This window comes from Pseudoalteromonas sp. MMG024, from assembly GCF_021654175.1.
In the GTDB taxonomy this organism is placed as follows: domain Bacteria; phylum Pseudomonadota; class Gammaproteobacteria; order Enterobacterales; family Alteromonadaceae; genus Pseudoalteromonas.
In genome coordinates this window covers 35,367-49,100 of record NZ_JAKFZO010000002.1, presented here as the reverse complement: position 1 = coordinate 49,100, position 13,734 = coordinate 35,367, and the positions used below count along the sequence as shown (strand labels likewise).

General features: G+C 41.1%; 13 protein-coding genes. 9 read left to right on the top strand and 4 right to left on the bottom strand.

All coding sequences use genetic code 11. The features are described from left to right. Positions 1-41: 41 nt before the first annotated feature. The 4 genes from L1068_RS02010 to lolB form a co-directional block, all read right to left on the bottom strand. Complete coding sequence (locus tag L1068_RS02010; RefSeq protein WP_237128834.1) at positions 42-1,994, bottom strand: methyl-accepting chemotaxis protein; 1,953 nt, start codon at positions 1,992-1,994, stop codon at positions 42-44. 300 nt (positions 1,995-2,294) lie between these two features. Then, on the bottom strand, positions 2,295-3,242 hold the full coding sequence (locus L1068_RS02005; protein ID WP_054978732.1) for a ribose-phosphate pyrophosphokinase: 948 nt from the start codon (positions 3,240-3,242) through the stop codon (positions 2,295-2,297). A gap of 47 nt (positions 3,243-3,289) precedes the next feature. After that, entirely contained in the window at positions 3,290-4,144 is an 855-nt protein-coding gene (gene ispE / locus L1068_RS02000) for a 4-(cytidine 5'-diphospho)-2-C-methyl-D-erythritol kinase (protein WP_237128833.1), read from the bottom strand. After that, on the bottom strand, positions 4,132-4,713 hold the full coding sequence (gene lolB, locus L1068_RS01995) for a lipoprotein insertase outer membrane protein LolB (RefSeq protein ID WP_237129086.1): 582 nt from the start codon (positions 4,711-4,713) through the stop codon (positions 4,132-4,134). Before lolB ends, ispE begins: the two co-directional genes overlap by 13 nt. An 87-nt stretch (positions 4,714-4,800) precedes the next feature. Between lolB and hemA the strand changes: the two genes are divergently transcribed. The 9 genes from hemA (at position 4,801) to L1068_RS01950 (ending at position 13,712) form a co-directional block, all read left to right on the top strand. Further along, positions 4,801-6,054 carry a glutamyl-tRNA reductase gene (hemA, locus tag L1068_RS01990; protein WP_237128832.1) on the top strand — a complete coding sequence of 418 codons (1,254 nt, stop codon included), beginning with the start codon at positions 4,801-4,803 and terminating at the stop codon, positions 6,052-6,054. A gap of 16 nt (positions 6,055-6,070) precedes the next feature. Then, positions 6,071-7,156 carry a peptide chain release factor 1 gene (gene prfA / locus L1068_RS01985; RefSeq protein ID WP_010559037.1) on the top strand — a complete coding sequence of 362 codons (1,086 nt, stop codon included), beginning with the start codon at positions 6,071-6,073 and terminating at the stop codon, positions 7,154-7,156. Next, positions 7,149-7,997 carry a peptide chain release factor N(5)-glutamine methyltransferase gene (gene prmC, locus L1068_RS01980; protein ID WP_237128831.1) on the top strand — a complete coding sequence of 283 codons (849 nt, stop codon included), beginning with the start codon at positions 7,149-7,151 and terminating at the stop codon, positions 7,995-7,997. The genes prfA and prmC overlap by 8 nt, the downstream gene beginning before the upstream one ends. A 58-nt stretch (positions 7,998-8,055) precedes the next feature. Next, positions 8,056-9,600 (top strand): DUF3369 domain-containing protein, encoded by a 1,545-nt coding sequence (locus L1068_RS01975; protein WP_237128830.1) that lies wholly within the window; start codon positions 8,056-8,058, stop codon positions 9,598-9,600. 4 nt (positions 9,601-9,604) lie between these two features. After that, positions 9,605-9,979, top strand: coding sequence for a SirB2 family protein (locus L1068_RS01970; RefSeq protein ID WP_237128829.1), 375 nt, complete (start codon positions 9,605-9,607; stop codon positions 9,977-9,979). A 198-nt stretch (positions 9,980-10,177) separates the two neighbouring features. Next, positions 10,178-10,972: a tetratricopeptide repeat protein gene (locus L1068_RS01965; protein ID WP_100915296.1), complete on the top strand. Its 795-nt coding sequence runs from the start codon at positions 10,178-10,180 to the stop codon at positions 10,970-10,972. 27 nt (positions 10,973-10,999) lie between these two features. Continuing rightward, positions 11,000-12,250, top strand: a complete 1,251-nt coding sequence (locus tag L1068_RS01960; protein ID WP_237128828.1) for a DUF819 family protein — start codon at positions 11,000-11,002, stop codon at positions 12,248-12,250. Between the two features lie 20 nt (positions 12,251-12,270). Further along, positions 12,271-13,119: a 3-deoxy-8-phosphooctulonate synthase gene (kdsA, locus tag L1068_RS01955; RefSeq protein ID WP_237128827.1), complete on the top strand. Its 849-nt coding sequence runs from the start codon at positions 12,271-12,273 to the stop codon at positions 13,117-13,119. Positions 13,120-13,307: 188 nt separating this feature from the next. After that, the gene (locus tag L1068_RS01950; RefSeq protein WP_054978742.1) at positions 13,308-13,712 is read left to right on the top strand and encodes a hypothetical protein; all 405 of its coding nucleotides are present in this window, start codon (positions 13,308-13,310) and stop codon (positions 13,710-13,712) included. Positions 13,713-13,734: the final 22 nt, after the last annotated feature.

Sequence of the window (13,734 nt, the reverse complement as noted above, 5' to 3'; positions counted from 1 at the left end):
ACAGCACATCTGGTGTGTTGTTGTACTTTTTAGGCATTTAATTATACTTTAAAGCGGTTAACGAGCCCCTCTAAATTAGCGGCAATCTCAACTAAACCACGTGCTGTTTCAGCCGCTTTTTCTGCGCCTGCAACGGTTTGTACTGCCATTTCATTTACTTGACCTACACTGTCGGTAATTTGCTGGGTCACCACATTTTGCTCTTCAGACGCCCCGGCGATTTGCATATTCATATCGCGGATTGTGCCAACGGAACTAGAGATTGAATCAAGCGCTTCATTGGTTTCGTTAGCTTTTTCTGTCGTAACGCGCGCACTCTCTAAGTTTGCATTCATTTGATCAACGGACGACTTAGCTTCGCTTTGAAGTTTATGGATCATTGCTTGAATTTCTTCGGTGCTCTTTTGTGTGCGGCTCGCAAGGCTTCGTACTTCGTCAGCGACCACAGCAAAGCCTCGACCTTGTTCGCCTGCGCGTGCAGCTTCAATGGCAGCGTTAAGCGCCAATAAATTTGTTTGATCTGCAATTGCTCGGATCACATCTAAAATTGACCCAACTGATTCGGTTTCATTTTCAAGGTTTTTAATTGAATTACTCACCAGTGCAGTGTTGTCAACTAAGTCGTTTATCGCATTACGCGTATTATCAACCACTTGCTTACCAGTATGAGTTTCGTTGTCGGCATTAGTCGCTGCATCGGCCGCCAGTTGGGCACTTTGTGTGATATCGGCAACTGTGGCGGCCATTTCATTCATCGAAAGCACGGCTTGATTTAGTTGCTCCATTTGATGCTCTGCACCCTGCATTGAACTTGCAGTGTTTTCGTCCAATATTTTTGTTGAGCGCATTAGCTCGGTAGTTGCGTGTTTTAGGCTATCAATAATATGTCTAAGCGTACCAACCATCTCGCCCATGGCCTTATAAATGCCGGTTTCGTTACCTGATTTTGTAAAAGAAATGGTTAAATCGCCATCTGCTATACGGTTAGCGATGTATTCAATGTCTTTTGGTTCGCCGCCAATGGGTTTACGAATGGTTACCGAGATAAACCAACTGAAAAATACGCCCACAGCGACAACAGCTATTGAGACGACAATAATTGTGGTTGTGGTAGTTTCACTGCGACTTTGAACTTTAGGGCCAAGTGAGTCTTGGTCATTTTTAACGGATAGCTTCACTTCTTCATAAGCCTCGGCAATTTCGGGGCCGACTTTATTCAACACATTGGTAATGATGTTATTGCGTTTGTTGATTACGTCATTAACATTGTCAATGCCTTGCTGATAAGCAGTTAGACGAGTAGCCGCTTCATTTAGCAGTGCGATTCTTTTAGGTGATTGAATATTGTCCTCAAGTACTTTTACCGATTTCATTACTTCTTTAAACTCCGCGGTCGCGCGTAAATATTCGTCTCGGGTGTTTGAAACTAGAAATTTGCTTGTGTATAAACGGCCTAATAAAAGCTGTTCTTGAACAATGGCGGCAAAGTAAGTGACATCTGTATCGCCATCTTCGTAGGCGGTTCGAATAATTTCACTAATATTTTTTCGAATGATTGCACCGTTTGCATCAAGTTGATTTTTCACAATGTCATCACGTTTGGCATATAAATCTACAACGTCCGTAAACCCTTGCTCGTAAGCCATTACCTTATCAAAAGACTGATCAATAAGTTTAGCCCGACCGGGCTCAACAATTTCGGTCCTTGCAATGTCGAGTTGTTCATTGAGTAGCTTTGCGCGTTTATTAAACTCGGCAATGTTTTCACTACTTTGCTCTTTTAGAAATTTAAGGGCATTTAAACGAATGGATAATAAATTAGCTTGCACTAAACCTGCTAAATTACTGTCGCGTGCGAGCCCGCGATATTCGACAAAATCATTGTAACCACTGCGCAATCCAAAAAATGAAATAGTGGCGAGTAATACCATTAGTCCTATCATGGCGCCAAATGAAATAGATAATTGTTGAACCAGTTTTAACTTAGTAAACATAAACACTACTCTTATCAGATCTGACGAATTAAGTTTAAGATAAATTTAACTAAGTATAGGTAGAAAATTTAACGCACACTGTAAATTATTCATTATTGATAAAAATTTATTAGATATTAATCTGTTAGTTGACGCGCGTTGATATTTTAATGGATTTTGGGTGTGTAAAGCGAGTGCTTAAAGCGCACTGTAAATTAAATGTGTAAGTTATAAACAGATATACGTGGACGAAATGAGTGTAATTTTAAAAACAAAAAACGCAGGCTAGGCCTGCGCTTTTATCATTTATTTAAGCTGATTTTAGTGCTCAAATAATGCAGAGATTGATTCTTCGTTGCTTACGCGACGAATTGTTTCTGCAAGCATATCAGCAAGCGTTAACACTTTAATCTTGTCGATAGCTTTTAATTCATCTGTAAGTGGTACTGAGTCAGTTACGATAACTTCGTCAATTACAGAGTTTTTAATGTTTTCTGCTGCTGCACCTGAAAGTACAGGGTGTGTCGCATAAGCAAACACGCGGCGAGCGCCATGTTCTTTTAATGCTTCTGCAGCTTTACAAAGCGTGCCACCAGTATCGATCATATCGTCAACAATGATACAGTCACGGCCTTCTACATCACCAATAATGTGCATTACTTGCGATACGTTAGCGCGTGGGCGACGCTTATCGATAATTGCAAGATCAGTGTCATCAAGTAGTTTTGCAATTGCACGTGCACGTACAACACCACCGATATCAGGCGATACAACCACAACATCGTCAAAGTTTTTCTCTTTCATATCTTCAAGTAGAATTGGGCTACCGAAAACATTATCAACTGGTACGTCGAAGAAACCTTGAATTTGTTCAGCGTGTAGGTCAACAGTTAACACACGGTCAACGCCAACGCTTGAAAGGAAGTCAGCAACTACTTTCGCTGTGATTGGAACACGAGCACTGCGCACGCGACGATCTTGGCGAGAATAACCGAAATATGGGATAACCGCTGTGATACGGCCAGCTGATGCACGGCGAAGTGCGTCAACCATTACGATTAATTCCATTAAGTTGTCATTTGTAGGCGCACAAGTAGATTGTACGATGAAAACGTCAGAACCACGTACGTTTTCGTTGATTTGAACGCTAATTTCACCGTCACTAAAACGACCAACTTCAGCGTCACCAAGATCAATGTATAAGCGTTTTGCAACTTTTTGAGCTAACTCAGGCGTTGCGTTACCAGCGAAGAGCTTCATGTCTGGCACGGTAGGTTTCCTCAGGCACTTTTTTGGGTAACAGTAGTTACCAATAATTAATTTAGTTTAGTACGTAACTCCGAATGTGCTGGAGATATGTTCGTACTTCTTGCTACAAAGCCTTGCCAAGTTTCAGGGAGCGATTTTAATGCTTTAAGGGCTGCGTGCTGCGTTTCAAAACTGACAAAACAGCATGCTCCGGTACCTGTCATTCTTGACGGGCCGTATTTTAACAACCAGTTAAGGGTCTTTTCAACCTCGGGATAGTGCTTTTTCACCAACTCTTCGCAGTCATTACGATGTTTGGAGCTTTGCCAGTCGCCTGATAATTTAGGTGTGTTACGTGGCAAATTGACATTATTAAAGATTACGCCGGTACTAATGTGTACATTTGGGTGGACTACTAAATACCAGGTTTCAGGTAAATTTACTGGGGCTAATTTTTCTCCGATACCCTGCGCAATAGCGGCCTGGCCGTTGATAAATACGGGCACATCGGCGCCCAGTGCAACGCCAATGTCCGCTAATTTTTCAAGTGGTAACGCTAATTGCCAAAGCGTATTTAAAGCAAGTAATGTAGTTGCGGCATCGGATGAACCACCACCTACACCGCCACCACTTGGCAGGTGTTTATCAAATGAAATCTCTGCACCAAACGCAGTATTTGTTGCAAGTTTTAATGCGTTTGCCGCTTTATAAATTAAATTTTCTTCGTCTGGCAGTCCGTCTATTTGGGTTTTTAGCGTAATCGCGCCGTCGTCTGTGCGTTTAAAATGTAAACGATCGCCATAATCTAAAAACACAAACAAGGTTTCAAGTTCATGGTAACCGTTCGGTAAGCGTCCATTAATATGTAGAAATAAATTAAGTTTTGCGGGCGCGATAAGCGAAAGCGTTGTTAAATCTGCCATGTATATACTTTTAATTTTAGTTTAACGGTGTCGTGAGTGAGTGAAATGGAATAGGGCAACCAATATCCACCATGTTTTTGGTAGTTACTGTAGGTTATTTGCCATTGCTTGCCTTGTGAATCAATAAGCGTGGCATTGCCAACGCGATTTAGTTCATCGGCACGAAATGTTTGGGTATTAGGCAATCCTTTTAACCAATTAGGGTCATCTAAAAATGGAAGATTCATCCCCGTTAACCAATACACTAATTGCTGTGCATTTTTGCCAACATGGGTTTCGCCATCTAATTCTAACGTGGCATGGGTCTGAGTCTTTTCAAGTGAAAGGACAGAGGTACCAACAAATGACGTGAGGTTAAGCACATCTTTTTCTTGGGTAGTGGCCCAAAATAAATTAGCACTTTGACGTTTTTCTGGCTGAATAATCGCCAATTTACCTTTTACCTGCCAAGACTGTTTTTGCAGTAATTCCCTTTGCCAATTTTCTTTAACTGTTGCATTGTCGTAATATTGACTTGCACAGCCTGTTAAAAAAACCAAAAATATGACAAATATCATGCGTAATTGCATCAAATCTTAAATCCTTACTTTTTTTATTGACTTGATTTACGTAAAATTAATCGCTTTAAAACGTGCTAAAAACAAATTGTAGACATAATGACCATAGTTGCTTTAGGCATTAATCATAAAACCGCATCTGTTGAATTAAGAGAACGCGTGGCGTTTTCTCCTGAACAAATCGACGTTGCCCTTGCTCAACTTTGCCAACAGAATGGCGTAAACGAAGCTGTGGTTGTGTCTACCTGTAATCGCACCGAACTCTATTGTATCGTTGAAAATCAACAACCCCAAGTGCTTATTGATTGGTTGGCTGATTTTCACCAACTCAATAAAAGCGAATTAGCGGAACACGTATATCAGCATCAAGACTTTAATGCTATTCAGCATTTAATGCGTGTATCGGTTGGATTAGATTCATTAGTGTTGGGTGAGCCACAAATTCTTGGCCAAATTAAACAAGCTTATGCTAAGGCAAAACAAGCAGGTGTGGTGAATGCCTTACTTGAGCGTCTTTTTCAAAAGTGTTTCTCAGTTGCTAAACAAGTGCGCACAGAAACTGATATCGGCGCGAGTGCGGTTTCAGTTGCCTACGCAGCGGTTAATTTAGCTAAACACATTTACGGCAATTTAGAACCAACCAAAGTATTGTTAATTGGCGCGGGCGAAACCATAGAACTTGTCGCAAGGCATTTGTATCAAAACGGTTGTCAGCATATGACAGTGGCAAACCGTACCTTATCACGTGCACAAAATTTAGCAGATGAATTCAACGCACATGTTGTGCCGTTATCGCGCGTACCCGAGAGTTTAATCGATGCCGATATTGTGATCAGTTCTACAGCGAGTACATTACCAATTATCGGTAAAGGTATGGTCGAACAGGCGTTAAAGGCGCGTCGTTATAAGCCGATGCTGCTTGTTGATATTGCCGTACCGCGTGATATCGAAGCGCAAGTAGCTGATCTTGATGATGCATATTTGTATTCTGTTGATGATTTACAAGAAATTGTTAATCAGAATATGGAATCACGTGAGCGAGCGGCTGCTGAAGCCGAAGAGATAATTGTTGTAAAAGCCAATGAATTTGTAACATGGCGAAATGCGCTCGATTCAGTCGACATTATTCGTACTTACCGCAAAAATATTGAACAAATAAAATTAGAGTTAGTACAAAAGGCGCAAGGTCAGTTAAAATCAGGTAAAGACCCAGAAAAAGTGCTGAATGAATTAGCTAATAAACTAGCAAATCGAATTATTCATTCACCAACCAAAGCGATTAAGCAAGCTGCTGAGCAAGATGATATTGCCAAGCTTGCACAAATCAAAAAAGTTTTAGATTTAGATAATTAACAGGCGTCAAGCTTAGATGAAAGAATCCGTTTACAGAAAATTAGAAACGCTGGTTGAGCGTTACGAAGAAGTACAAGCATTATTAAGTGATCCGGATGTGATCTCTGATCAAGACCGTTTCCGTTCGCTTTCAAAAGAATATTCTGAACTTGAAGATGTGACTAAGGCTTTTAATGCGTACCGTCAGGCAGAAGATGACGTCGCGACAGCCGAAGAAATGCTTAAAGATAACGATCCCGATATGCGTGAAATGGCGCAAGAAGAATTCAAAGAAGCCAAAGCAAATATCGAAGCGTTAGAAGACGAACTACAAGTGCTTATGTTACCGAAAGACCCTCGTGACAATAACAATGTGTTCCTTGAAGTGCGCGCCGGTACAGGTGGTGACGAAGCGGCAATCTTTGCTGGTGACTTATTCCGTATGTACAGCCGTTATGCTGAAACACAAAAGTGGAAAGTTGACGTTGTTAGCACGAACGAAGGCGAACACGGCGGGTTTAAAGAAGTTATTGCGAATATTTCTGGTGAAGGTGTGTATGGCAAACTGAAATTTGAATCAGGCGCACACCGCGTACAGCGTGTTCCAGAAACAGAATCGCAAGGCCGAGTGCATACCTCTGCATGTACGGTTGCGGTTATGGCAGAAGTACCAGAAGCAGAAGCAATTGAAATCAATTCGTCTGATCTTAAAATTGATACCTTCCGCGCATCAGGTGCCGGTGGTCAGCATGTTAACAAAACCGACTCAGCGATTCGTATTACCCATATTCCAACTGGTGTTGTTGTAGAATGTCAGGACGAGCGTTCACAGCATAAAAACAAAGCCAAAGCACTGAGCGTGCTTGCGTCGCGTTTACAGCAAGCTGAAGATGAAAAACGCATGGCAGAAGAAGCCTCTGAGCGTCGTAACCTTGTCGGTAGTGGCGACCGTTCTGAGCGTATTCGTACATATAACTACCCGCAAGGTCGCGTTACCGATCACCGTATCAATTTGACACTTTATAAGCTAAACGAAGTGGTTGAAGGCGATTTAGGTGCCATTGTTGACCCACTTGTTCTTGAGCATCAAGCAGACTTGCTTGCAGCGATGGGCGATGAGTAATTATTCGATACAACAAGCACTTGACGTTGGCGCAAGTGCTTTAACTGACACATCAGAATCCCCCAAACTTGACGCAGAAGTATTACTGTTAGATTGCATTTCACAATCGCGTACATACCTTTTTACGTGGCCTGAAAAATTACTGACTGATGAACAACAAGCTTCCTTTTTGTCAGCAATTGAAAAACGCAAAACGGGTTCACCTGTTGCGCATATTACTGAATATCGCGAGTTCTGGAGCCTAAATTTTAAGGTGAGTCCTGCAACGCTTATTCCAAGACCTGATACCGAAACATTAGTTGAATGTGCGCTTGATAAAGCAATAAACAAGCAAGGTAGATTACTTGACCTTGGTACCGGCACCGGTGCAATCGCCTTGTCACTGGCAAGTGAGCTCCCCTTGTGGCAGGTGATTGGCTGCGATTTCCAACAAGATGCCGTTGCGTTGGCAAAGCAAAATCAACAAAATCTAGCAATTACAAATGCGACCATTGTCCAAAGCGATTGGTTTAGCGCGCTCGATGCGCAATTGTTTGACGTCATCGTATCAAATCCGCCTTATATTGATGAACAAGATCCTCATTTGCTCGAAGGCGACGTACGATTCGAACCTTTATCGGCGTTAGTCGCAACGAAAAAGGGGATGGCCGATATTGAGCATATCATTGAAACCGGACGTAACTATGTGCAGAGAAAAGGCTGGTTATTATTAGAACATGGTTATGATCAGGGCCAGTTAGTACGTGATTTTTTTGCAAAAATGGCATATAAAGATATTTCAACAGTAAAAGATTTAGGCGGCAACGACCGTGTAACTTTAGCGCAGTGGGATCCTGATTAGCTATTTAGTGAGTTGGTATTAACGCGAGTGTGAAGTGGTTATAAGGGGTAAGGATAGAATGGCGAGTGATTTTTTATTTTCTGATGAGTCAGAGCAAGCACCGAAGCAAGTAAATAACCACGGTACTTGGAAAGTTATTATTGTTGATGACGAACCGGAAGTGCATGCGGTAACGAAACTCGCGTTGAGCGATTTCTCATTTCAAGATAAACGACTTGAATTTATTAGCGCCTATTCAGGTAAAGAAGCAGAAGAAAAAATTGTAGCGCATCCAGATGCAGCCATTGTGTTGCTCGATGTGGTTATGGAAACCGATGACGCGGGTTTAAGAGTTGCGCAGTTTATTCGCGAAACCGCTAAAAATAACCATGTGCGAATTATTTTACGAACCGGCCAACCAGGGCAAGCGCCGGAGCGTCAGGTCATTGTTAACTATGATATTAATGACTACAAATCTAAAACCGAATTAACAGCACAAAAACTATTTACGGTTGTTATGTCGAGTTTACGCTCTTATCGCGATATTTTATCAATAGAGCACTCTCGCCAAGGTCTTGAGAAAATCATCACCGCTTCACGCGATATCTTTTCATCTCATTCTATGGACACCTTTATTCATGGCGTAATGCAACAACTTACCTCGATTTTAGGGTCAGTTGATGAAGCGATGTATGCAACTTCACTTGTTGCAAGTAGTCCTGATGAAAAACAGCAAGACCTGATTGTGTTTGCAGGACAAGGTGAATTTGAAAAAAGCGAAGGTAAGCCAGTTAACCAGGTGCTATCTGAAAAGCAATTGTTAGCGTGTAAGAAAGCACTAAGTAACAAAACCATTGTTTATGAAGAAGATTACCTTTTTGCCTATTGTTCTAGCCGGTTTAACCATAACTCAATGCTCTATGTATCGGGTATTCCACGCAGTCTGACTGAGACACATAAAGATTTAATTGAAATTTTCTCGCAAAATGTACAAATTGCCTACGAAAATGTGCAACTGCAATCAGAAATTGAAGATACGCAAAGAGAGCTGGTTTATCGCTTAAGTGAAGCCGTTGAACAGCGTTCCTCTGAAACCGGAAATCATGTAAAGCGTGTATCACTCATTAGTTATGAACTTGCAAAAGGTTATGGCCTGAGCGACGAAGAGGCCGATGTACTGCGTTATGCTGCACCTCTTCATGATGTTGGTAAAGTTGGTATTCCCGACACCATTTTGCATAAATCAAGTAAATTGGATGAACAAGAATGGAAAGTGATGCAAACTCATGCCATGAAAGGACACAATATTTTAGCGGGATCTCGTCGGGATATTATTCAAGCAGGAGCGATTTTAGCCCGCGACCATCATGAAAAATGGGATGGGACAGGTTATCCTCGCGGCCTAAAAGGTGAAGAAATTCATGTTTATGGCCGTATTGTCGCGTTAGCTGATGTCTATGATGCACTTCGCCATAAGCGCTGTTATAAAGAAGCGTGGAGCGTAGAGCAAGTTACGACTGAATTGCAAAATCAACGTGGGCTGCATTTTGAGCCTAAGTTAGTTGATGTATTACTCAGTAACATCGATAGATTCGAACAAATTCTTAATAATTATCCAGGGTAGTAAAATGGAATATATTGCGTTAAAGCATACACATATGTTGTTAGCTGTACTGAGTGTTGTGATCTTTTATACGCGTGCATTTGCTCGCATCAAGCAGTTACAACTTGCTGAAAATAAAATACTGTTTATCGGTGGCCATAGTATTGATACCTTGTTGCTTATCTCAGCGGTAGCGCTGGCAGTGACACTTGGTATGAGTCCTCATAATCAACCTTGGTTACTTGAAAAAATCGTACTTGTGGTAGCGTATATTGTTGTAGGGGTATTTATGGCGAGGCAAAAACATATTAAAGGGCAAATATCGCTCTTATTGCTTGCTACAACCGTTATTTTCGCCATTTTTTATTTAGCGAGATTTAAAACACCATTTCTTTTTTAAGGGCTGATTATTCAGCCTTTTTCTTTTCTATTTTGCTTTTATGTTCATACAAGTGTGCTATATCTATTCAATGATTATTGATACAGAACATTAAGTTAGTCTCTATTCTTTATCTATTCGCCGATCTTCATTGGTATTCATTTTAAAACACGATAAACTGACATTAATTTTTAGTTATAGAGAGACCGAAGGATATTGATGTTTGATATCTCTGAGGAAGAATATACAGCGGCAATAGAAGCGCCCGTCTTTACATGTTTAAATCATGAGTCATCGTGGCTGACTAAGTTCGATTACGCCCTTTGTCGGGATAAATTATCTGAACTGGTTCTGATGGCGGTAAAAACGCAAAAGTCTGAAAACACCATAGAGCAAAACCTAAATTCGCTACTCGATAGTTTTTACAGCGACTTTGCCTTTAGCGGTACGAGTCAAAAAGTGCCGATGAGTCTGCTTAATAGTGTCGCCTATGCACTTAATTATCGCACTGGCAGCACTATATCGCTTGGCATGATCTTAACCTACGTGATGGAACAACTTGGTTTTGATGTTGAAATGTTGGTATTTGAAAACGACATTCAAGTATTGCTAGAAGTAAGCCAAGGAGAAGGGTATTTAATCGACCCGTGCTCAGGTGGGCAACGCTGGTATATCAAACCAGAAAATGACGATGAAAATAGCCTAGATAATGCATTTCAACAATTGTTTGAAGATGATGTTGTGAAGCTATTTTTGGCCCATCAAAAATGGGCATTTATCAGTGAAAAACGCTACGGCGAAGCGTTTAAATGTGTTGAAAAACTGATGGTTCTTACCGATGGTGATCCTTACGAGTTACGCGACCGCGGTTATTTATTACATAATTTGAACTGTGATGAACTCGCCATTAAAGACTTTGAAAAGTTTATCGAAGAGTGCCCAGATGACCCATCAATTGATGTGCTGCAAAGCCAAATTGAAGAAATGGACTCGCACTTTAGAACAATCCACTAAAAATAACTTAATACAGGAAGCAACTTCATGGACTCTCACAGCGTGATGTTCACCAACGATGCCGTCGTTATGGGTATGTTGGCCATAATCTTAGGTTTCGTGTTCTATACCTCTAATCTTAAAACCGGATTTTGGGCAAAATTTTATAAGTACGTTCCCGCATTATTGATGTGTTATTTTTTACCATCGCTATTAAATACATTTGGTATTGTCGACGGTGAAGGCAATAGCGTGTATACGGTTGCAAAATATTACCTATTACCTGCCTGTTTAGTACTACTAACACTGAGTATTGACTTAAAAGCCGTTGCAGCGCTCGGGCCAAAAGCCATTATTATGTTTTTAACCGGTACAGTTGGCGTCGTTATTGGCGGACCAATCGCGTTATTAGTGGCGGCCACTTTTATGCCAGAACTGCTAGGTGTTGATGGCGCCGGGGAGCTTTGGCGCGGCATGGCGGCACTTGCCGGTAGTTGGATCGGCGGCGGTGCAAATATGGTAGCGATGAAAGAAATCTATCAAGCTAACGGCGATATTTTTACCATTATGGTAACCGTAGATATTGTAGTGGCGAATATTTGGATGGCAGGACTTTTATACTTAGCGGCTCGTCATAAAGAGATTGATAAGCACACAGGTGCAGATACTTCATCTATCGACAAATTAATTGATACCGTATCGCAGTTTGAAAAGAAAAATTCACGCAAGCCAGAACTGCGTGATCTAATGATTTTAGTGGCATTTGGTTTTGGTGCGACAGGCTTTGCACATTTAATTGCAGACACAGCAGTGCCTTTTTTCCAAGCAAACTACCCAGCACTTGAGAAGTTCTCGCTGCATTCAAAATTGTTTTGGATTATCTTTGTTGTAACCACAATAGGCTTAAGCTTATCGTTTACAAAAGCACGTCAATTTGAAGCCGTAGGCGCATCAAAAGTAGGCGGCGCATTTTTATATATTTTAGTGGCGACCATTGGCTTACATATGGATATCGGCAAAATATTTGAAGCACCAAAATACGTTATTATTGGCCTAATTTGGATGGCAATTCACGTTATTCTATTATTTGTTGTTGCCAAGATTATTAAAGCGCCGGTGTTTTATGTTGCCGTGGGCAGTAAGGCGAATATTGGCGGTGCTGCATCAGCGCCTGTGGTTGCATCTGCATTTCACCCGGCATTAGCACCTGTTGGTGTGTTACTGGCTGTACTTGGTTACGCACTTGGAACATATGCTGCGTGGTTCTGTGGCCAAGTGCTGCAGCTGGTCGGTAGTTAATTATTCTGTTAGGAATTTAAATGAATACACAAATTATTAAAGTGGGTAACTGTGAAGTTGCTAACGACAAGCCGTTTGTACTATTTGGTGGTATGAATGTGCTTGAATCACGTGACTTAGCAATGCAAATCGCTGAGCATTATGTTGAAGTGACAACAAAATTAAACATTCCTTATGTGTTCAAAGCGTCATTTGATAAAGCAAACCGATCATCAATTAACTCTTATCGTGGTCCAGGTTTGGAAGAAGGGTTAAAGATTTTTGAAGAGATCAAAAATACCTTTAATGTACCAGTGATTACTGATGTACACGAACCGTATCAAGCGGCACCCGTCGCTGAAGTTGTAGATGTAATTCAGTTACCTGCATTTTTAGCACGTCAAACCGACTTAGTAGTAGCGATGGCAAAAACTGGCGCGGTTATTAATGTGAAAAAACCTCAGTTTTTAGCACCTCATGAAATGCGTCACATTATTAAAAAGATTAACGAAGCGGGTAACGACCAAGTAATCTTATGTGAGCGAGGTTCAAGCTTTGGCTATAACAACCTAGTCGTTGATATGCTGGGTATGGATGATATGAAGCACCAAGCCCCTGTTATTTTTGACGCAACCCATGCGCTGCAGCGTCCGGGTGGACGTGCCGATTCAGCAGATGGCCGTCGTGCTCAAGCTGCAGAACTTGCACGAAGCGGTATGGCGCTCGGTCTAGCGGGCCTATTTATTGAAGCTCACCCAGATCCAAACATTGCCAAATGTGACGGCCCATGTGCATTACCACTTGCTAAACTCGAAGGTTACTTAAGCCAAATGAAAGCGGTTGATGACCTTGTAAAAAGCTTTGAACCACTTGATACATCAGCAAGTTAATCAATAAGAAAACATACTTAGTTAACGTAATATCGTTCAATTACTAAATAAGCCAACCAGTAAGGTTGGCTTATTTGTTTAAATAGAAACAATCCAAACCATTTCAAATCTTAACATTCATTTTCTTGAAACTAGATATTCTTTAACGTAGAGTAATTTTTGTCTTATTTTTATACGGAAATTCTATTATGTTAAGAACACTTACCTTTTCACTTGTTGCACTTTCTTCACTTACACTTGTTGGTTGTGGTTCAACACCGCCAATCCAAGCACAAGAAAAAACCATAGCGTACCAAGGTAAGACTTACGTTTTTGGTGGCCAGTACGATACTAAGCGAAATGAAGTACAACTAACGGTAAATGGCGATCCGGTGATGAAAGGTCGTTTTCCTCCATACACGCCAACACTTAACTTAAACACGAGTTATCAAGAAGTTAATGTTTCTAGCTATTGTTACTTTAGCTCTGTGCTGAATGAAAAAGGTGGTGTATTTGGTGCGGTAGCGGGTGCTATTCAGTCATCTAATTCAAAGTCAGGCGACAAGTGTGACGTTAAAATTGCCGGTGAAACGGTTGAAAGCCTATATTTCTAATAGATTTATTATAAGTGTGTAG

Coding starts and splice junctions, on each gene's coding strand:
- L1068_RS02010 (WP_237128834.1), bottom strand. CDS start 1,994: ATGTTTACTAAGTTAAAACTGGTTCAACAATTATCTATTTCATTTGGC.
- ispE (WP_237128833.1), bottom strand. CDS start 4,144: ATGGCAGATTTAACAACGCTTTCGCTTATCGCGCCCGCAAAACTTAAT.
- lolB (WP_237129086.1), bottom strand. CDS start 4,713: ATGCAATTACGCATGATATTTGTCATATTTTTGGTTTTTTTAACAGGC.
- hemA (WP_237128832.1), top strand. CDS start 4,801: ATGACCATAGTTGCTTTAGGCATTAATCATAAAACCGCATCTGTTGAA.
- prfA (WP_010559037.1), top strand. CDS start 6,071: ATGAAAGAATCCGTTTACAGAAAATTAGAAACGCTGGTTGAGCGTTAC.
- prmC (WP_237128831.1), top strand. CDS start 7,149: ATGAGTAATTATTCGATACAACAAGCACTTGACGTTGGCGCAAGTGCT.
- L1068_RS01975 (WP_237128830.1), top strand. CDS start 8,056: ATGGCGAGTGATTTTTTATTTTCTGATGAGTCAGAGCAAGCACCGAAG.
- L1068_RS01970 (WP_237128829.1), top strand. CDS start 9,605: ATGGAATATATTGCGTTAAAGCATACACATATGTTGTTAGCTGTACTG.
- L1068_RS01965 (WP_100915296.1), top strand. CDS start 10,178: ATGTTTGATATCTCTGAGGAAGAATATACAGCGGCAATAGAAGCGCCC.
- L1068_RS01960 (WP_237128828.1), top strand. CDS start 11,000: ATGGACTCTCACAGCGTGATGTTCACCAACGATGCCGTCGTTATGGGT.
- kdsA (WP_237128827.1), top strand. CDS start 12,271: ATGAATACACAAATTATTAAAGTGGGTAACTGTGAAGTTGCTAACGAC.
- L1068_RS01950 (WP_054978742.1), top strand. CDS start 13,308: ATGTTAAGAACACTTACCTTTTCACTTGTTGCACTTTCTTCACTTACA.